Genomic DNA, 19,105 nt, shown 5'->3' with positions numbered 1-19,105 from the left:
AATCTACTCATTTTTGATGTGTGTTGAACGTTGTGCTAACCAATCTTTAAACATTGGCCAAAATTCTTCTGAACTGGCCTGACTGGACATGAGCCCTAAATGCCCACCGGGAATTAGAGTAAACGTGACATCACTACTCTTTGTCAATTGGGTCAGTGGTTTTACTGCGTCTGCTGTAACCAACTGGTCACTACGACCTGCGCCCACCAATAAGGAAGATTGAATATTTTTTAATTCGATGATTTGATTTTTAAGTTGAATTGAACCATGTTTAAGTGGATTTTGTAGCCAGACATTAAATAGCATGTCCTGATTAATGCCTCCGGGATAATCAATCATGTTATTTAAAAAGTTTCCAAGCGTTGCATGTTCCTGAACCAGTTTTTTATTTTCCAGATTTTTAAGTAGTTGGATATGTCCGACGATCCAGCCTTTCGGGTCAAGAATTTTAAAACCCAGTGCATTTAAAATGCCCGGACTATGAATGAAACGTTTTGGTAATCCATTATAAATACGTTGCTGAAGTTTCTTATTGCGATCAATATTTTTATGCACCCATTCATAGAGCTTACCAATACGTCCTGAGGCATAGCTGTCAATCGGGCTGCCCAATACAATCAAATTTTTAACATAATTCGGCTGATTTAATGCACTGTAGAGCAAGACAAAAATTCCAGCCATACTCCAGCCATGCAGTGAAATTTCATCGCTTTGCGAATGCTCACGAATGACTTGAATATATTTTGGTAAGGCTTGACCAATAAAAGATAAGAAATTGAGATGGCGGTCGCGATAGGTTAAACGTCCCCAGTCGATCAAATAAACGTCAAAACCATGCCCTTGAAAATATTGAATTAGAGAGCGATAAGGATAAAGATCGTAAATCGCCATATTAATGGCAAGCGGAGCCACAAAGACCAATGGCTCTTTATAACGTTTTTGAGCGGCCGCATAATAACGAATTTGTGTTTGTTCAAACTCCGCAATCACTTGATAAGGGGTGGTTTGCGATAAAATAAGTGATTTTTCGTTGAAAATACGTGCTGAAAGATGCTTGAGTTTAATCTGCTGTTGATGGATAACTGATTTAAATGACTCCATTCTTTGCATTTTTTTCCTCATCCGACAAAGTTTGACTGAAGTCTAAGCGATAATTTGATCTTTTACCTTGACCTTAAATACCCTAGACGCTCAAAATATTGGCAGTTTCCCAATTGAGCGGTCTTTTGACTGAGAATAGAGCAATGCATAGCCAAAACGATGAATTAGAATACCAGTTAGATACCTTAGCTATTCGCACAGGACATACTCGCAGTTTTGAAGGGGAACATGCTGAACCGATTTTTCTAACTTCGTCGTTTGTGTATGAGAATGCAGCAGAAGCTGCGGCAAAATTTTCTGGTGAAGTGGCTGGAAATATTTATTCTCGTTTTACCAATCCAACCGTTGCCATGTTTGAAAAACGTCTTGCTGCAATGGATGGAGCAGAACGTGTTGTTGCTACCAGTTCAGGTATGGGCGCAATTTTGTCAGTCTGTATGGCATTTTTAAAAGCGGGCGATCACGTTATTTGTTCGCGTGCGGTGTTTGGTTCAATTGTGGCATTGTTTGAAAAATATGTTGCCAAGTTTGCAGTCGACGTCACTTTTGTTGATTTAAATGATCTGGATGCTTGGAAAAATGCTATGCGTCCAGAAACCAAAATTTTATTTATCGAATCTCCATCGAACCCTCTGGCAGAGATTGCAGATATTCCTGCATTGGCTGAAATTGCACATTCACAAAATGCAATGTTGGTCGTTGATAATAGTTTTTGTACGCCAGTGTTACAGCAACCCCTAAAATTGGGCGCAGATTTAGTCGTATATTCAGCAACCAAATATCTGGATGGGCAGGGACGTGCTTTAGGGGGGGCTGTGACTGGAAGCCATCAATTACTTGAAGAAGTGTTTGGGGTCGTGCGTACACTGGGTCCTTCAATGAGTCCATTTAATGCATGGGTTTTCTTAAAAGGTCTGGAAACATTACGTTTAAGAATGAAAGCACATTGTGAAAACGCGCAGCAACTGGCTGAATGGCTGAATCAACATGAAAAAGTTGAAAAAGTGTATTATGCAGGTTTGCCTGAACATATAGGGCATGAACGTGCCGCCAAACAACAGCATGGCTTTGGTGGGATTGTTTCCTTTGTGGTTAAAGGTGGTCGTGAAGGGGCTTGGAAAGTCATCGACAATACCCAATTTATTTCAATTACGGGTAACTTGGGCGATGTCAAATCGACAATTACTCATCCTGCGACCACCACCCATGGTAAATTATCGCCTGAAGCGAAACAGGCTGCGGGAATTCAGGAAGGTTTAATTCGGGTATCTGTAGGCATTGAAGATATTTCAGATATTATTCGCGATTTAGAGCGTGGTTTAGCCCTCATTTGATTTCGGTAAATTTCATTTCAATTTTTTGGAGAAAACTTGATGAATATTAATATGCTGATGCAGCAAGCACAGCGCATGCAAAAAGATATGGAAAGCAATGTTAAGAAAGCGAAAGCTGAGCTTGCTACCACAGAAGTTCAGGCAGAAGCGGGCAATGGGTTGGTTAAAGTCACTATGACCGGTCGTTTTGTGGTGAAACGTATCGAGATTAGTTCTGATCTACTTCAAGATGAGCCAGATATGATTGAAGATTTGATTGCTGCCGCCGTCAATGATGCAGTACGTCAGGCCGAAGCAATTGCCGATGAAAAGCTCAAAGGTGCAAATTCAGGTATGGGTTTACCACCGGGTCTTTCAGGCTTATTTTAAGTTTGAAATTAAGCCATTTCTTTCAGAGGAACCTCTGTGTTTAGTGATCGATTTGAACAGTTGGTTCAAGCTTTACGAATTTTACCCAGCGTTGGGCCAAAGTCGGCTCAACGCATGGCGTTGCACTTGCTCATGAAAAACCGTGAAGGCGCATTTGGTCTTGCCCATGCGTTACATGAAGCATCTTCACATATTCACGAATGTAAAATTTGTCATTCACTGACTGAAAACGAAATTTGTGATATTTGTTTATCCAATGATCGTGATTCACAGCTTTTGTGTGTGGTGGAGTCACCCGCCGATGTGATGGCGATTGAGCAAAGTGGTAGTTTTCGCGGTAAATACCATGTATTAGGTGGGCATTTATCGCCCCTTGACGGCATTGGTCCTGAAGAAATTGGTATTCCCTATCTGATTCAGCGTTTAAGTGAAGGACAGATTGAAGAAGTTATTTTGGCGACTAATGCCACGGTAGAAGGACAGGCAACTGCCCACTATCTGGTTGAAGCAACTAAACATTTACCAATTCATATGACCCGTATTGCCCAAGGCGTACCACAAGGTGGCGAATTGGAATATGTCGATAGTCATACTTTGAGTCAAGCAGTGCATAATCGTATGCGTATGAAATAAGCATTTCTTATTTCATACTGTGAAACGTGCCAGAGGTGGCGAATTGAGTGACAAAAATTAGCACCATCGTTTCGTAAAAAAAATTAAAAAATAAAGTATTGAATCGGATCGTCATCACTTTGTATAAAAATTAAAGCATTAATAATGCTTTAGGTGGAATATACTGAGCGTGTAGTGTTATATATACGGACGCAGTTAACTGCGCCAGTTGTTAAATCGAGAAAACATGTTTCATTTTATCCAGCAGCAAGATGATTTTGCTCACGTCCTTGAGCAAATGAACCAAAGTTCAGTGTATGGTTTGGATACTGAATTTATTAAAGTGGATACGCTTTGGCCTAAGCTGGGTGTATTTCAGGTGAATGTCAATCATCAAATCTATTTGTTGGACGGTACAACGCTTGATTTAAAGCCTTTTTGGCAACAGCTATATGCTGCAAAGCAAAATATTTTTCATGCTTGTGGCGAAGATATAGATCTGATTTATCACTATGCCCAGCAAGATGCCTTACAAAACGTATTTGATACTCAAGTTGCACTGTCTTTTCTAGGACATGGTTTACAGGTGAGTTATCAAAATGCCTTGAAACTCATTTTAAATATTGAAATTGATAAAGACCAAACCCGTTCAGATTGGTTGGCACGACCATTAACCACCGAACAATTGAATTACGCTGCAAATGATGTGATCTATCTGTTACAACTTGCAGATCAGCTTAAACAGCAGTTACAGCAAAAAAATCAATATGAATTTGTATTGGAAGACTGTCAGAGTCTGACCAAGGAAATTGCCAAAGAAACACCTACTCATTTGTTATATACCGATATTGGTAATTATCGTCATTCGCGCAAACAACTGATGCAGCTCCAGCAACTGAGCGTATGGCGTGAGCAATTGATTAAAGCTTTAAATCAGCCGCGTAGTTTTATTTTGAAGAACTCAACCATGATCGATCTGGTGGAGAAAAATCCTAAAAATAATTTTCAGCTCTCTCAAATTAAGGATATTCGTCCTAACATCATTCGTGAACATGGTAAAACTATTCTGGATTTGCTCAAATTTCTACCCGCAGAGAGTGAGTGGCCATTACGTTTGGCACGACCAATTAAGCAATGTTCAGAACATGTCAGTATAAAAATGCAGCAGTTAATTCAAGATGTCGTGGATAATACTCACATTCCCAAAGAAGTCCTATTGCGAAAAAAATGGATGAATGCGCTATATCAACATGTCGTTTTTCATGGCGATGAACAAGATTTGCCAGATTACTTAATGGGTTGGCGTTATGCACAATTAACTCAACCCATGATTGAAATTTTGCGTGAAGATGAGCATTTTTTGATGACGCAAATGCAGGTGGAACGATAGACTATATCCGTCAATGATCTTTCAGCACGACTGATGGGTTACGATTCGCTAATGTCCCGACCAATTTTTTGATGTATGCTTTTTAGTAAGTGATGAGAGTTAAGTGAACTATGCACTGTGATATTTATAGATCGAGCAAAAAAGATGAAATGTACATTTATATTGCTCGTCCAGACTATCCAAATGATGAGATCGAAGCTAAAGATCCTTTAGAAAATATTCCTGAAGGTATTCGTCAGGTCTTTGGTCGTCCTACATTCGTGATGCATCTTGAGCTTTCTCAATCACGTAAACTGGCGCGTGTAAACGTGTTACATGTGATTGATTCATTACATACCAGTGGCTTTTTTATTCAAATGCCACCAGAAGGATTTATTAATCCGACGGATGAACCAGAGGGATTAAGAGGTGCTTGAACAACTTGGTACAATTTGGAACAGTTTATTATCTACCCTCGATTCAGTACCTGAAGACAGTATTGCCGTTACCGTATATGTGATGGGAACCATTATTGTATTGTGGTGTTGGTATGCTGTGGCAAAGCGTCTACCTAATTTGATTGGGGGGATCACTTGGATTGTTCTTTTTGCTATTTTAGCAACGCCTACAGTTTCTGATGGTGCCAATGCAGAAATTGCCCCTGCCATTTTCGGCTTGCTTTTTGGGATTTTGACCAAAGAGCAACCGCTGGTGTGGGCAAATGCCTCACTGATTCTTTTGGTGACGGGTGTTGGTCTAGTCATTGGTTATTTGTGGTCTAAATATCGCATGAACAAAATTTCTGCTGACAAAAGCAGTGCGCCCATTTAAGTAAAAAAATAAAAGGTTAGAACATGGCTGTAGATGCTCAACAATTTACTGGAACAGATCAGTATATCGCCACCGATAGTTTAAAACTTGCGGTGAAAGCTGCACGTGCTTTGCAAAAGCCGTTGCTGGTGAAAGGTGAACCAGGAACAGGTAAAACATTGCTTGCTGAGCAAGTGGCGCAAAGTCTGGGTTTAAAACTGATTACATGGCATATTAAGTCCACCACCAAAGCACAACAAGGCTTATATGAGTATGATGCTGTATCGCGTTTGCGAGACAGCCAGTTGGGTGATGACCGTGTTTATGACATTAAAAACTATATTAAACCGGGTAAATTGTGGGAAGCTTTTACCAGCGAAGAACGTTGTGTTTTACTGATTGATGAAATTGATAAAGCAGATATTGAGTTTCCAAATGACTTGTTACATGAACTCGATAAAATGTCGTTTTATGTTTATGAAACAGGCGAAACGATTACTGCAACGCAACGTCCAATTGTGATTATTACTTCAAATAATGAAAAAGAATTACCAGATGCCTTTTTGCGTCGCTGCTTCTTTCATTATATTGAATTTCCTGATGAAGCAACCATGCGCGAGATTATTGCGGTACATTTTCCAAATATTTCAAGCACATTGGTCAGTGAAGCATTGCAGATTTTCTTTAAGCTGCGTCAAGTGCCTAGCTTAAAGAAACCACCATCGACATCTGAGCTGATTGACTGGTTAAGCTTACTCATGGCAGATGATATGCCAGAAGATGTACTGCGTAATCATGACAAGTCCAAAGCCATTCCACCGCTGTATGGCGCACTGATTAAAAATGAACAAGATGTACAGTTACTTGAACGCCTTGCCTTTATGTCACGTCGTTAAGGATGGTCGCTTATGTTTGTGCGACTGTTTTATACCCTAAGAAAATATGGTGTTCCTGTTACCACACGCGAACTGATTGATCTCAATCAGGCTGTGGCACAAGGACTGGTATTTGCAGATCAGGATGAATTTTATCAGCTTGCCAAAACCATTTTGGTCAAGGATGAACGTTTTTTCGATAAGTTTGACCGTGCGATTAAGGACTATTTTGAAGGGATAGAAACTTTTGATCTGGATGAACTGCTTAAACAAGTTCATAAAATTCCGAAAGAATGGCTGGATTTAGAACTTCTTGAAAAACACCTGACTCCTGAACAAAGAGAAGCTTTACAAAAAGCAGGTTCTCTGGAAGAACTGATGAAAATGCTGGAAGAGCGTCTACGCGAACAGCATAAAAAACATCAGGGTGGAAATCGCATGATTGGTACGGGAGGTACATCGCCTTTTGGTGCTTTTGGTGATCATCCCGAAGGGGTTCGTATTGGTGGGCCAGGTCGTAAACGTTCTGCGGTAAAAGTCTGGGAGCAACGTAACTATCAAAATCTGGATGATGATCAGATTTTGGGCACACGTCAGATGCAGTTGGCTTTACGCCGTTTACGCAAATTTGCGCGACAAGGCGCAGCAGAAGAGCTAGATGTCGATGGCACAATTCGCGAAACGGCAAAGCAGGGCATACTGGATGTACAGTTAGTTCCTGAACGTCGTAATCGTATTAAAGTGCTGATGTTGTTTGATGTAGGCGGTTCAATGGACTCTTACATTGCGCAGTGTGAAAAACTGTTTAGCGCAGCCAAAACTGAATTTAAGACGCTTGAATATTTTTATTTTCATAACTGTCTTTATGACTATGTCTGGAAAGATAACCATCGTCGACAAGCCAGCCGTTTAGACACGTGGGATTTGTTTCATAAATATGGACGAGATTACCGTGTGATTGTGGTTGGCGATGCCAGTATGGCGCCATATGAACTTCGTTCGGTCGGTGGTTCTGTGGAATATATGAATGACGAGACTGGAGAAGTCTGGTTACGTCGATTGCGTCAGCATTTTGAAAAAACTGCGTGGTTGAATCCAGAAGAAGAAGGTTATTGGCACTATACCCAGACCATTGGCTTCATCAAACAGATCTTTGAAGATCATATGTATCCGATGACTTTAAAAGGCATTGAGGATTTAACACGTTATCTTTCACGTTAATTTGTGTTCATGCAAAGAGACGTGGCTGAGTGAAACAAAAAGGGCATCTGATTAAGATGCTCTTTTATTTAGGATGCCCTTTTATTTAGCCTGAAATATATTGCTGTAACTGATCAATTAAATTTTTCTGATCCTGCATGGCTGCTTTAACCAAATCCCCAATTGAAATCAGTCCTACCAATTTATTGTTTTCGACCACAGGTAAGTGACGTAAATGACGATCGGTCATCAGTTGTAAGCATTCTTCAACCGTATTTGAACGAGTAATGGTTAATACCTTGGGCGTCATAATTTCACTCACGATGGTGTCATAAGATGAACGTTCCATCAAAGCCACTTTTCGGGTGTAATCACGTTCGGATAAAATGCCAACCACATCTTCCTTTTCTGTGACGACCAGTGCTCCAATACCTTTATCTGCCATGATCGAAATTGCTTCAAGGACAGTTGCATCTGGCGAAATAGTATAAATGGCTTGTTCAGCTTTATCTTGTATCACTTGAGCCACGTTTGTCATCTTTATATCCTTTTGGCGAGTGTTATCGTTTTAATTTAACTTAGCGCGATTTAATGAAATTGCAAAGACTTTGACGCAACAAATGGATAATATTTTGTCAATTCAAATTGTCATGCAACGTCCAATACCTTGTTATATCTTTAAAAGATATGTTCTGTTGCCGATTTAGGCAGTTTTAAAATTTGCTGGTGCAAAGAAAAAATGACGCATCTGGTGTGTAGACAGTTTAAATTTATGCTGACATGAGTTAAACAAAGCAGGAGTCACTTGTAGACGGCTTAGAGTGGGCAATAAAGATTCCTGAAAATCTTTCGGGGTAATTTTTCGGGGTACATAATTTGGCCAGTGCTTTTTGGCATAACGATGTGCTTGCAGCCCATTCAACCAAAAAGGAAAAACAAAATCTCCCTGATCTGATTTAATCGCCCAGCCTTGATGGTAAAGTCCCCAAACAGCACCACAATACATCATGGTTTTTAGAATAGAAATTTTTATAATTAAATCTCTGGAAACAGGATGGAGCTGCGTATAAGTTTTCATGAGTATGCTGCGGTTAACATTCAGCTTTATTATAAAAAATAAATACTTAATTTCAGTTACAGCTTTGCATTAAATCGTAATAAAGTTTTGCATAGGCATTAAAAAACGCCACCTGAGTGACGTTTTATTATGCTTGCATCGTGGCCATCTTCTGCCAATACTGTGCTTTCAATGAGTCGCGTTCTACACGGAAACCTTGATAATAAAGTTCAGCAAGAAACATGGCTGCTTTACCATGTCCTGCACGCGCAGCTTCTTCAAGCTGTGTCACAGCATCTTGGAAGTTCATCTGTGATTGAATGGTATTCACCGCAGAAGCATACACATGTTCTAAGTCATGATGGGAAATTTGTTGAATCATATTAAAAACTCCTTATAGTTGTAATTATGATCACATCAACTCGGCTTTATCGCCTTGTTAAATTATTTTAACAGTTGATTGTTAAACTAATATTACAATAAGCGTGATAAGTCAAGTATTAGATGGGGCATCATTCTCGAATTACAAGCTTACATGTTTAAACATTAAACAAAAATATTTTTTAGTAAAATCAATATAACAATTAAATATGACATTTAATGATGACATGACAAGGAGAACAATATGCTAACAACGATAGATAGTTTTAATTTTGATGTTCCACCCGATGAATCACAAATTATTGCTTTGGCACAATACCACCGTAAACAATTGGACGAGGCGGTTTTTCATCAAGAAATTCATTTGGGGGATTATTGTTTAGCGCAGCGAAAACGCGTTTATGATTTTACCCGTCAGCTTGAACCGCAAACCAAAGCACAGTTTTATCGTGTATATGACGGTGAGTTATTGCGTTTAGCCGATGAAGAAGATTTGCATCCAGCGGATGCTGAAAGTGGAGTAAGTTACTTCGCTATTGTGATTGTGTTGGTCATTATCGCCTTTATTTTATATTTCGCTTTTGTACGTGGTTTAATGAGTTAATTAGGCTGGTAATTTTAAAGTTTTTTAATTCTATCAGGATGTTGCAAGCTATTTTATTCTACATTGGCTTAATTAAATCATTTAACTGATTCTGCTTGATAAACAGAATTAGTTGCTGCGACTTGTGTAAAAAATCAATGGGTCATACACTACCTATATTCGAGGTCGTGTATGCTCATTTCAAAACAAAACTTTCTAAAACTTAGACATGAAATCAAGTTAGAACGCATTTACAACGTTGTGGTTGCGGTCATGATTATTTTTATACTTGCATTGGCGTATATTGCATTACAACGTCCTATTTCTGTTTCTCAGCATCAAATGATGCTGAATTTATCACAAATGGCAAATAATCCCGAAACGCAAAAAATGGCGTCCCAGTTATTGCAACAGCAAGTCATAAAACGTAGTGAATATTTTAAATTGATGCGGGCGTATCAGTTTGAGAATGCGAAGGCGAAACATTATCCTGCGATGGCGTTGGAAGACCAATAGCATCTGAGTCAATTTGAACGGGTTGTGTAGGTCCCAGATTTTCTTTTAAATCCTGTAAGAGTTGTTCTTTATCTAGTTTTTCACTTGCAACTATCAGAGTTAAATTTTCGGGATGAATATGCTTTCTAATGGCTTTTTGTACATCTTGTACAGTCAGTTTTCTCAGTTGTTCTGGATATTTAGACAAATAATCGGCAGTTAATCCATAAAATCCAATTGAACCTAGCTGTGCATTAATATTGGCATTACTACTATAGGTCATGGGAAAAGCACGCAACATTCCACTTCGTGTTTCTTCAAGCTGTTTTTGATCAAGCGGTTGTTTGACAAAGTTAATCAGGGTCTGGTGTGCAACATGGATGCTTTGCATGAGCTGATCTTGTTTGGTCGAATAATTTAAACTAAAGATTCCATTGCTTTGGGTAAAATTAAATGCACTATACGCCCCATAGGTATAACCTCGTTTCACTCTAAGCTCTTTCATGAGTAAAGAATTAAAACCAGAGCCTCCGAGCATTTGATTGGCCAGTTCAAGTGCAAGTTGATCTGGATCATTTCGACTTATGCCTAAATGTCCGAAAGTGACATAGGCTTGCGTAGATTGATAGGGAATATGCTGAATATTAATTCCTCCTTGCGGCTTGGGAGCAGCAAGCGGCATAGCTCGTTGACCTTGCGGGAGCGATTGAATAATTTTTAGGCTCAGATCATTGGCTTGTTGGGGGCTTAATTGTCCTGTTAAGGCAATATTCATGTTTTGTGCAACTAATAATTGCTCACGAAATTGTTTGAGCAGAGCAGGGGTAATTTTTCGGATACTGGCATTGGTTCCAGTGATTGGTTCAGCATAGGGATGTGTACCATATAAAGTACGATAAAGACGGATATCAATCAGTCGATTTGGATTTTCCTGTAACTGACGTTGCCCCACTTGGGTGTTGCTATACACCAGATTTAAACTAGAGGTACTAAACGTGGCATGATTCAAGATGTCCAGCATAAGATCGACTGCTGTATTTAGTTTTTGTGGATCTGACATAACGCGTAAGCGAACAACAAACATATCTCGATATGCTTTCACACTAAACTGTGCACCAAGTTGTTCAAATGTATTGGCAATTTGGGCGGCAGTGTATTTTTCAGTCCCTTCGGTCATTAAGTTTGCTGCCATATTGGCGATGCCAAATAGACCTTTACCAATGTTTTCATCACGTGCTGATCCTGCATTAAAGGTCAACTGTATATCGACAATCGGTAATGCTTGGGATTCAACAAATAGTGTACGTACTTGTTCAGCATTTTTTAGGTCATGAACATAGGGTGCTTGTTCTGTTTGTTTTTTAGAAATATGTTTAAGGCTGCTCAGCTGTGCAATAGACTTTAAAGGAGACGAGTCATCTTGTTCAAGCAGGTCTTGATCTGCAACGTCTGCAAACACTGAAACAGAGAACAGAGAGACTGTCATGATTATGAATAAGGATTTTTTCATCATCTTTCCTTTATTTTTTCTGTTCCTGTTCTGGTTCTAAATACAATGTCGTCAGGTTGCTTTTGATTAAGTAAGCATTGGCAACACGTTGAATATCTTGTGGGGTGACGGTTTGATAATGCTGTGGCAAATCGTCCACCAGTCGGTAGCTCAAACCATTGACCTCCAATAATCCGATCAGATGTGCCTGACCCACAATATCGTCTTGGCTATAGATGAGATTGGAAACAAAATTATTGCTGACACGTTCAAGTTCGACGGGTTCAACCAGTTCAGTTTTGAGTGCATCGATTTCTTTTTGAATAGCCTCTTGAGCGGAGGCTAGGCTGATACCATCCGCAGGCAAAGCAGTAATGGTAAATAAACTGTCACCGCGATTATACGGATCATAATTGACACTGATTGACGTTAGAATTTTTTTGTCTCGTACTAAACGTTGCTGTAAACGAGACGAAATATTGCCATCAAGTAGAGCTTGAATGATGGTGAGTGCATAGGCATCTTGTGGATTTTTGGCGGTCTTAATTGAGCGAACATTCCAAGCCATATACAAATTCGCTACATGTACAGGAAGCTCAACCTCCATATGCCGATATCCAACCCGATCAAATTCAAGCACGTCATTGCGTTCAGGAGTCATTTGTTTGGGAATGTGTGCAAAATATTTTTGAACCTGTTTGAGTGTTGCCTCTGCGTCTACATCACCAATGATCACCAATGTCGCATGATTGGGGCTGTACCATGTTTTGTACCATTGCTTGAGATCATCGAGCTGGATATTTTGCAAATTTTTCATATAACCAATCACCGGCTGTCGAGCATGACTGGTTGGATAAGCCAGCCACTTAAACCGCTCAAAGGCAAGCGAACGTGGATTATCATCGGTTCGTTGTCGGCGTTCTTCCATGACCACATTGATCTCAGTTGAAAAATCAGGTTGCTGTAAGCGCAAATTGGTCATGCGATCTGCTTCTAATTCCAAAGCCATAGGTAAATAAGCTTTAGGATAAAGCTGGTAATAATTGGTATAGTTGCTGGAAGTGGCAGCGTTGACCCGACCTCCGTAGATGCGGCTTAAACGGGTAAATTCATTATCGGGAACTTTGGTCGTGCCTTTAAACATCATATGTTCAAGTGCGTGTGATACCCCTAAAATATTGCCTGATTCATCACTGCTACCGACTGCATACCAAATCTGGGCAATCGCAATGGGTGCGCGATGGTCTTCACGAATAATCACCTTTAAACCATTGGCCAGTGTCGTTTCAAAGGTGGTACGCCCAAGCTGACTTTGCGTTTCTGCGTGACTTTTGGTCAGACTTAATAACGATAAACAAGACATGAATAAGATGAATTTAGAATGTTGCAGCCACAGTTTGAACACAAGCCGTCCATAGGTATTTCTCATATTTCAATCTATTCTTAAAAAAATAGCGTTTAAACTCAAGAATATCCTGTTGTGTTTTAGTGAACTTTGTTTGACTGAAACTGGGTAAATCCTTTGAAACTAACATGATCAGCAAGGCCTGTTGATATCTTCATCAGGCTACACAAGCCGCTTGAATAAGCTCAGGCAATACCATGAATCTGTGCTAAACTCTTTGTTTTTTAACCCGCTGCTTTTCAAGGGAATCGGTATGCAACAGCAATCGAATATGCAAAATAAATTCTTGATTGATGCTGACATTGGGGATGACGATGTCACATTACCTAACTTACCTATTATCAATGTTCCTATTATTGATGATGCTGTAAAAACACAAGAATCCGCTTCAACGGTTGCTGCTGAATCTGAAACTGCTGATATTCAAGAAACTGATCAAAATGCAGTAGAAACCCAATCTAAAGGCGGTTTCTTCAGCCGCATGAAGGATGGATTAACCAAGACCCGCCGTAATTTGGCAGATGGTATGGTGAATATCCTGATCGGGGGGAAAGAAATTGATGACGAACTTTTAGAAGAAGTTGAAGAACAACTATTAGTGTCTGACATTGGGGTGGATGCGACCAAGACCATCATTGCCAATCTGACTGAACGTACCGCGCGTGGTGATTTAATTTATTCACATTCACTTTATAAGGCCTTACAGGAAGAACTGGTGGCTTTACTTGCACCACGGGTTAAACCTCTGCATATTGATCCGAATAAATCTCCTTATGTAATTTTAATGGTCGGTGTCAATGGTGTCGGCAAAACCACCACTATTGGTAAACTGGCGAAGCGATTACAAGGTGAAGGCAAGAAAGTCATGTTAGCGGCAGGTGATACTTTCCGTGCTGCGGCGACAGAACAACTACAAATTTGGGGTGAACGAAATCATATTCCTGTAGTTGCACAGGGTCATGGTTCTGACAGTGCGTCGGTTATTTTTGATGCTTTTGAAAGTGCGCGAGCCAAAGGGATAGACGTCCTGATTGCAGATACCGCAGGGCGTTTGCATAACAAAAGTAACCTGATGGAAGAGCTTAAAAAAGTAAAACGTGTCATGCAGAAAATAGATGCGACAGCACCACACGAAATTATGCTGGTGGTTGATGCGGGTACAGGTCAAAATGCGATTAATCAGGTACAAGAATTTGATCAGGCAGTGGGCTTAACAGGGATTACCATCACTAAATTGGACGGTACAGCCAAAGGGGGCGTATTGTTTAATATTGCGAGCCGAACCCATGTGCCAATTCGTTTCATCGGTGTGGGTGAAAAAATTGATGATTTGCGTCCATTCTCGGCAAAATCGTTCGTAGCAGCCTTGTTTGAGTCAGATAAATAATTCAATTAAGCTGATTAAAACTCCACACCATGTGGAGTTTTTTTATCGCGACGAAAATGAATAGAGTTCTTTCATTTATTTGTGCTTTTGGCGTGTGGCTTTGGTGAAGACACATAAACAGGGTTTTCAATTAGTCATGCAAGAACTCTTGTAAATTGTTCCAAAAATAAAACAGTATGTAATAAATATAGTAATGATGCGGTCGTAGGTTTTCAATAAACTGACAAGCATTCCAGATCACGACCGAACAGGTCATATGTATATAGGACACAAAAAATGACATCGTTTTTAGAGAAAATTAAAAATCGTCGTAGTATCTACGCCATTGGAAAAAATGTGGCATTAGAGCAAGCTGAGATTGATCAAATCATTAAAGATGCAGTAAAACACAGCCCATCTTCATTTAACTCTCAATCTTCACGTGTCGTGATTCTTTTTGGTGATTCACATCACAAGTTCTGGGAAATCGTGCGTGAGACGTTAAGAAATATTGTACCTGCTGAAGCTTTTGCAGCGACCAGTGGTAAACTTGACAGTTTTGCCGCAGGTTTTGGTACGGCATTGTTTTATGAAGATCAGGCGGTCATTAAAGGCTTGCAAGAACAATTTGCGTTATATGCAGATAATTTTCCAGTATGGTCGGAGCATTCAACTGCAATTGCTCAGTTTGCAGTGTGGACAGCATTGGCTGAACATAATATTGGTGCCTCATTACAACATTACAATCCAATTGTGGATGACCAAGTCGCTGCAACATTTGGCATTCCAGCAGACTGGAAACTGCGCGCGCAATTGGTGTTCGGTTCAATCGAAGCACCTGCTGGCGATAAAGACTTCATCAGCGATGACATTCGTTTTAAAACATTCAATTAATTTACAGTTTTATTCAAAATGTTCATCAAAGAGTGCGGTTACGCACTCTTTTTTTGTATGACGGATATCTACAAAATAAGCTGTAAAAGCTTTTTTCTTCATTTAAATATCATGAAAAGATTGAATGACTTAGTAAAAACTTTGAAATATTTGTCATAAAATTGTCATAACCGCACTGCATAGTGCTCATGATTTAAAAATGAAAAGAGAATTAAGTAATGGCTTTAAGATTGGGTATCGCTGCATTCAGTATTTGTTTAAGTGGTTCAGTTTTTGCGGCTGCTACCATCACTGCGCCAGAAGAAATCGTTATTTTGGCAGTGAATGATCAAGAGGTGAATTCAGGCTTACTTCGTAGTAAAAAAAATGATTACAAAGTCGATGCAGGTGAAATCAGTCTAAGTGTTCGCTATCAGGAATTTTTTCAACATCAGGATGGTGAGCATGATATTGTAAAATCAGGAATTGTTACCATTAAAACGCCAGCATTAACAGAGGGTGCAAGTTATAAGCTGGATTTAGTCAATGCACCTAAAAATTTTGAAGATGCGAAAAAGTATGCAGAGCAACCGACCATCGCGCTCTATAATGCCAAGCAGCAAGTGCTAGTACAACAAACAGGCGCAAATACTGAAGCTAAGCCATGGTTTAGCAAAGGTCTTTTTGGAAAAGCCTATGATTTAACCCAGAATAAATCTGCATCGCCTCAGCCAGCAGCCGTATATACCACGCAGCCAAACACAACATATGCACAATCAGTAAACTCCCCAACGGCTGCCACTGTCACTCAAACTGTCAGTACACAGCAAAGCTTAAATCAAAATAATGAGCAAAAGCTGGTCGAACTTTGGAAAAAATCATCAAAAACAGAACGCCAAAAATTTATGGCGTGGTTGGCAGAACAGTCGAATTAAGTGATAAATCGGCAAATACACTAGATAAAACGACGATCTATTGATCAAAAAGCAACTGAACGTAGTTGCTTTTTTTAATAGCGATTGGAACGCGTTGTATTTTCATAAAGCGATTCTGCTACAAAAAAGCATGACTTAGAGAAATTAAGGCCATGTTTTGTTTCTAATTTTAAGCTCAGCGCAGAAAAATCCACAAAGCATTCATAATTTTATTATACTATAACAATTAATAATGATTATTGTTATTATTTTAATTTTTATCCATCCAGACATATCAGGGGATTTGAATATGTCTACGTCTGAACTGACAAATGAGCTGAATATCCAGCCCGAACCTGCAAAACCTGCTTCTACTAAAAGAAGGACCAAAGTCGTTCCAATCCAATATCGTATTCAGGTTTTTATACGTTTTGCTTTTGCGTTTATTGGAGGTTATGTTGTTTCAGCATTGCTCGCCATGGTCATTAGTCTGGGGTTTAAAGAAACACCAGTCAGTGCTGTTATAACAGCAACAATGTTGGCATTTATATGTCACGTGGGTATTTTTATCTGGGTGTTTATGCAACGAAGTTTGCTTAAATCAATTTCTGGTATTGTTATTTCTTTGGTTGTTCTCTCAATAGCTTATTTTGGCTTGGGAGGCAGCATTTAATGCGTATAGATGGAAAGGCGGAAGGCCCGCGCCAGTCGATGTCTTGGCTGCATACATGGTCAAGCCTGATTTTAGGCTGGTTATTGTATGCCATATTTGTAACAGGCACGCTTAGTTTTTTTCAAAGTGAAATGACGGTCTGGATGAAACCAGAACAGCATCAATCATTACCACCTCAGTCCCAGCTTGAGCAACTTCAAACCGCATTGGTCTTTTTACAAAATAAAGCTCCACATGCGGGTGCTTGGAATATTAATTTGCCCTCCAGTCGACAAACCACCACGGAGTTAAATATTCGCGGTGAAAATGAAGATCCACGTGCTCGTCGTGGAGGAGAAAGAATCACGATTGATGCAAAAACAGGTGAAGAAATTAAAGCACGTGAAACGCGGGGCGGTGGCTTTCTTTATCGGTTTCATTTTGAACTTTATGGCTTACCAAGAATTTGGGCACGCTGGATTGTGGGAATCGCAACCTTACTGATGTTCGTCGCAATTATGAGTGGTGTTATCACCCATAAAAAAATCTTTAAGGACTTTTTTACTTTTCGAGCGGGCAAGGGACAGCGTTCATGGCTGGATGCACATAATGCAACCGCAGTTCTAGCATTACCTTTTCATATTATGATTACTTTTAGTGGCTTGTTGCTGTTGATGTATGTGCTTATGCCATGGGGGATTTCCTCAGTCTACACCGAGGGTCGTGGAGAGCTATTGCAGGCACAACGTGCAGAAATGTTAGGTGAACCCGCTCCACAGGCACGTGAAGGTATGAACCGAGAGGAACGTGGTGAACGCAGTCAGTCTCAAGGTCATCGCAATACAGGTGAAGCACAAGCCAGTCAAATGCAACACATGCCGCGTGGTGAACGTTCAGCCAACCAGTCCGAACAAGGTCGGGCACAAGGAGGCGCGCATCGAGATCATGATCAACATACCCAAGCTGCGACCCTGACAGATATTGCACCGCTGATGCAATACGCACAAAAGCAATGGCCGGATAATAAAGTGGGAAGTGTGACAGTTGTGCAACCCAATACTAGTAAGAGTCAGATTGAAATTCGAGCTTTGTATGCCGATAGTGTGTTACACCGTAATGTTTTGCCGACCTTGGTTTTTAATGGTGTCACTGGTGAGCTGATTTCAGGGCCGCAAGCTGTTTATGTTTCTGTACCTACTGGAATTTACAATGCGGTCACTGTGTTACATGAAGGACGTGGACTTGACCTTGGTCTAAGATGGTTATTGTTTATATCTGGTGTGGTGGGGACGCTGATGGTTGCCACAGGATTAATTCTTTGGTGTGTAAAACGCGCCCCACAACAGGAAAAACAAGGTTATAAAAGTTTTGGATTTCGTTTAGTAGAAAGTCTCAATATTGCTGCAATTATTGGTTTACCGATTGCTATTGCAAGTTACTTTTACGCAAATCGAATTATACCGAGTGAGCTTGCTCAGCGTTCTGATTTAGAAATTAAAGCGTTCTTTCTGGTCTGGTTGCTGGTTCTGATTTATGCAGTAATACGTCAGGCACGCAAAGCATGGTTAGAGTTACTTTTACTTGCGACTTGTCTTTATGCTTGTATCCCATTACTGAATGGACTTACAGGTGGTCGTGGATTATGGAGTAGCGTGTACCAACAGCAATGGATGGTGGCAAGTTTTGATTTAATCTGTATTTTTCTGGCTTTGTTGTTTTTATTTAGTTTTCTTAAATTAAAACTACATAAAACGCCAGCCAAAGTGAAAAAGAATAGTAAACGTCCTCAAACTTCGACAGTTGTTGTGGAGGATGGATTATGATTTTCTTAATGCTATATGTGTTATGCCTATGGGGATTTATTGCTTTGGCATCTTATTATGAGAAACATCAGAGCCAAATTTATCAAAAAAACTTATCTGATCGTACTGCTAAATTCGCAGTATTTATCGGCTATATACTTTTAATCATTGCGTTGTTACTCGCTATCATAGTACTAAGACCATCTATAGGCATAAGCTATTGGTTTGGTATATTGACTTTAGCAGGACTGACTGTCGGCTGGACTTTAACTTATCATGCACCACGTTTTTTCAAAGTGATGGCAGCCCTTAGTTTAGGCAGCATGTTTACCATTTTGATGCTTGCCTTGGCGTAGTACCCAGTTATTTGTTGGAAAATCTATTTAAAAAAACGCCCTTTTGAATCCGTTTAAAAGGG

At 39.9% G+C, this 19,105-nt stretch carries 22 protein-coding genes; 16 read left to right on the top strand and 6 right to left on the bottom strand.

Features of this window, described 5'->3' with window-relative positions; genetic code table 11:
- Positions 1-3 precede the first annotated feature (3 nt).
- A complete protein-coding gene (locus E0D95_RS04540; protein WP_228258889.1) occupies positions 4-1,101 on the bottom strand; it encodes an alpha/beta fold hydrolase in 1,098 nt (365 codons plus the stop codon).
- A 143-nt stretch (positions 1,102-1,244) separates the two neighbouring features.
- Between E0D95_RS04540 and E0D95_RS04535 the strand changes: the two genes are divergently transcribed.
- The 8 genes from E0D95_RS04535 (at position 1,245) to E0D95_RS04500 (ending at position 7,691) form a co-directional block, all read left to right on the top strand.
- A complete protein-coding gene (locus tag E0D95_RS04535; protein ID WP_130802773.1) occupies positions 1,245-2,435 on the top strand; it encodes an O-succinylhomoserine sulfhydrylase in 1,191 nt (396 codons plus the stop codon).
- A gap of 39 nt (positions 2,436-2,474) precedes the next feature.
- A complete protein-coding gene (locus tag E0D95_RS04530) occupies positions 2,475-2,804 on the top strand; it encodes a YbaB/EbfC family nucleoid-associated protein (RefSeq protein WP_130802772.1) in 330 nt (109 codons plus the stop codon).
- A gap of 36 nt (positions 2,805-2,840) precedes the next feature.
- Positions 2,841-3,437, top strand: coding sequence for a recombination mediator RecR (gene recR / locus E0D95_RS04525; protein ID WP_130802771.1), 597 nt, complete (start codon positions 2,841-2,843; stop codon positions 3,435-3,437).
- 226 nt (positions 3,438-3,663) lie between these two features.
- The gene (locus E0D95_RS04520) at positions 3,664-4,806 is read left to right on the top strand and encodes a ribonuclease D (RefSeq protein ID WP_130802770.1); all 1,143 of its coding nucleotides are present in this window, start codon (positions 3,664-3,666) and stop codon (positions 4,804-4,806) included.
- A gap of 110 nt (positions 4,807-4,916) precedes the next feature.
- Complete coding sequence (locus E0D95_RS04515; RefSeq protein ID WP_130802769.1) at positions 4,917-5,222, top strand: YcgL domain-containing protein; 306 nt, start codon at positions 4,917-4,919, stop codon at positions 5,220-5,222.
- A complete protein-coding gene (locus E0D95_RS04510; RefSeq protein WP_130802768.1) occupies positions 5,215-5,616 on the top strand; it encodes a hypothetical protein in 402 nt (133 codons plus the stop codon). Before E0D95_RS04515 ends, E0D95_RS04510 begins: the two co-directional genes overlap by 8 nt.
- Before the next feature lie 23 nt (positions 5,617-5,639).
- Positions 5,640-6,491, top strand: a complete 852-nt coding sequence (locus tag E0D95_RS04505) for an AAA family ATPase (protein WP_130802767.1) — start codon at positions 5,640-5,642, stop codon at positions 6,489-6,491.
- A gap of 12 nt (positions 6,492-6,503) precedes the next feature.
- Entirely contained in the window at positions 6,504-7,691 is a 1,188-nt protein-coding gene (locus E0D95_RS04500; RefSeq protein WP_130802766.1) for a vWA domain-containing protein, read from the top strand.
- Positions 7,692-7,776: 85 nt separating this feature from the next.
- On the opposite strand, the gene E0D95_RS04495 is transcribed toward E0D95_RS04500, so the two are convergent.
- The 3 genes from E0D95_RS04495 to E0D95_RS04485 all read right to left on the bottom strand — a co-directional run bounded on the left by E0D95_RS04495 (position 7,777) and on the right by E0D95_RS04485 (position 9,109).
- Entirely contained in the window at positions 7,777-8,208 is a 432-nt protein-coding gene (locus E0D95_RS04495) for a CBS domain-containing protein (protein WP_130802765.1), read from the bottom strand.
- A gap of 165 nt (positions 8,209-8,373) precedes the next feature.
- Positions 8,374-8,748 (bottom strand): DUF2750 domain-containing protein, encoded by a 375-nt coding sequence (locus E0D95_RS04490; protein ID WP_130802764.1) that lies wholly within the window; start codon positions 8,746-8,748, stop codon positions 8,374-8,376.
- A gap of 127 nt (positions 8,749-8,875) precedes the next feature.
- Positions 8,876-9,109, bottom strand: coding sequence for an SEL1-like repeat protein (locus E0D95_RS04485; RefSeq protein WP_130802763.1), 234 nt, complete (start codon positions 9,107-9,109; stop codon positions 8,876-8,878).
- 243 nt (positions 9,110-9,352) lie between these two features.
- Between E0D95_RS04485 and E0D95_RS04480 the strand changes: the two genes are divergently transcribed.
- Complete coding sequence (locus tag E0D95_RS04480) at positions 9,353-9,712, top strand: hypothetical protein (RefSeq protein ID WP_130802762.1); 360 nt, start codon at positions 9,353-9,355, stop codon at positions 9,710-9,712.
- A 171-nt stretch (positions 9,713-9,883) separates the two neighbouring features.
- Positions 9,884-10,207 carry a hypothetical protein gene (locus E0D95_RS04475; RefSeq protein ID WP_130802761.1) on the top strand — a complete coding sequence of 108 codons (324 nt, stop codon included), beginning with the start codon at positions 9,884-9,886 and terminating at the stop codon, positions 10,205-10,207.
- Here E0D95_RS04475 and E0D95_RS04470 read toward each other — a convergent pair.
- Complete coding sequence (locus E0D95_RS04470; protein ID WP_431830737.1) at positions 10,131-11,699, bottom strand: M16 family metallopeptidase; 1,569 nt, start codon at positions 11,697-11,699, stop codon at positions 10,131-10,133. The genes E0D95_RS04475 and E0D95_RS04470 overlap by 77 nt on opposite strands.
- A gap of 7 nt (positions 11,700-11,706) precedes the next feature.
- A complete protein-coding gene (locus tag E0D95_RS04465) occupies positions 11,707-13,038 on the bottom strand; it encodes a M16 family metallopeptidase (protein ID WP_130802759.1) in 1,332 nt (443 codons plus the stop codon).
- A gap of 295 nt (positions 13,039-13,333) precedes the next feature.
- Here E0D95_RS04465 and ftsY point away from each other — a divergent pair, with 295 nt between their 5' ends.
- The 6 genes from ftsY to E0D95_RS04435 all read left to right on the top strand — a co-directional run bounded on the left by ftsY (position 13,334) and on the right by E0D95_RS04435 (position 19,043).
- Positions 13,334-14,467, top strand: coding sequence for a signal recognition particle-docking protein FtsY (ftsY, locus tag E0D95_RS04460; protein WP_130802758.1), 1,134 nt, complete (start codon positions 13,334-13,336; stop codon positions 14,465-14,467).
- A gap of 276 nt (positions 14,468-14,743) precedes the next feature.
- Positions 14,744-15,340, top strand: a complete 597-nt coding sequence (locus E0D95_RS04455; RefSeq protein ID WP_130802757.1) for a nitroreductase family protein — start codon at positions 14,744-14,746, stop codon at positions 15,338-15,340.
- 218 nt (positions 15,341-15,558) lie between these two features.
- The gene (locus E0D95_RS04450; RefSeq protein WP_130802756.1) at positions 15,559-16,254 is read left to right on the top strand and encodes a DUF2057 family protein; all 696 of its coding nucleotides are present in this window, start codon (positions 15,559-15,561) and stop codon (positions 16,252-16,254) included.
- A gap of 289 nt (positions 16,255-16,543) precedes the next feature.
- Positions 16,544-16,906 carry a hypothetical protein gene (locus tag E0D95_RS04445; RefSeq protein WP_130802755.1) on the top strand — a complete coding sequence of 121 codons (363 nt, stop codon included), beginning with the start codon at positions 16,544-16,546 and terminating at the stop codon, positions 16,904-16,906.
- Positions 16,906-18,708, top strand: a complete 1,803-nt coding sequence (locus E0D95_RS04440) for a PepSY-associated TM helix domain-containing protein (protein ID WP_130802754.1) — start codon at positions 16,906-16,908, stop codon at positions 18,706-18,708. Before E0D95_RS04445 ends, E0D95_RS04440 begins: the two co-directional genes overlap by 1 nt.
- The gene (locus E0D95_RS04435; RefSeq protein ID WP_130802753.1) at positions 18,705-19,043 is read left to right on the top strand and encodes a DUF3325 family protein; all 339 of its coding nucleotides are present in this window, start codon (positions 18,705-18,707) and stop codon (positions 19,041-19,043) included. The genes E0D95_RS04440 and E0D95_RS04435 overlap by 4 nt, the downstream gene beginning before the upstream one ends.
- The last annotated feature ends 62 nt before the right edge of the window (positions 19,044-19,105 follow it).

The organism is Acinetobacter ihumii, from assembly GCF_900625095.1.
GTDB lineage: Bacteria > Pseudomonadota > Gammaproteobacteria > Pseudomonadales > Moraxellaceae > Acinetobacter > Acinetobacter ihumii.
This window is presented reverse-complemented; position numbering and strand designations above follow the sequence as displayed.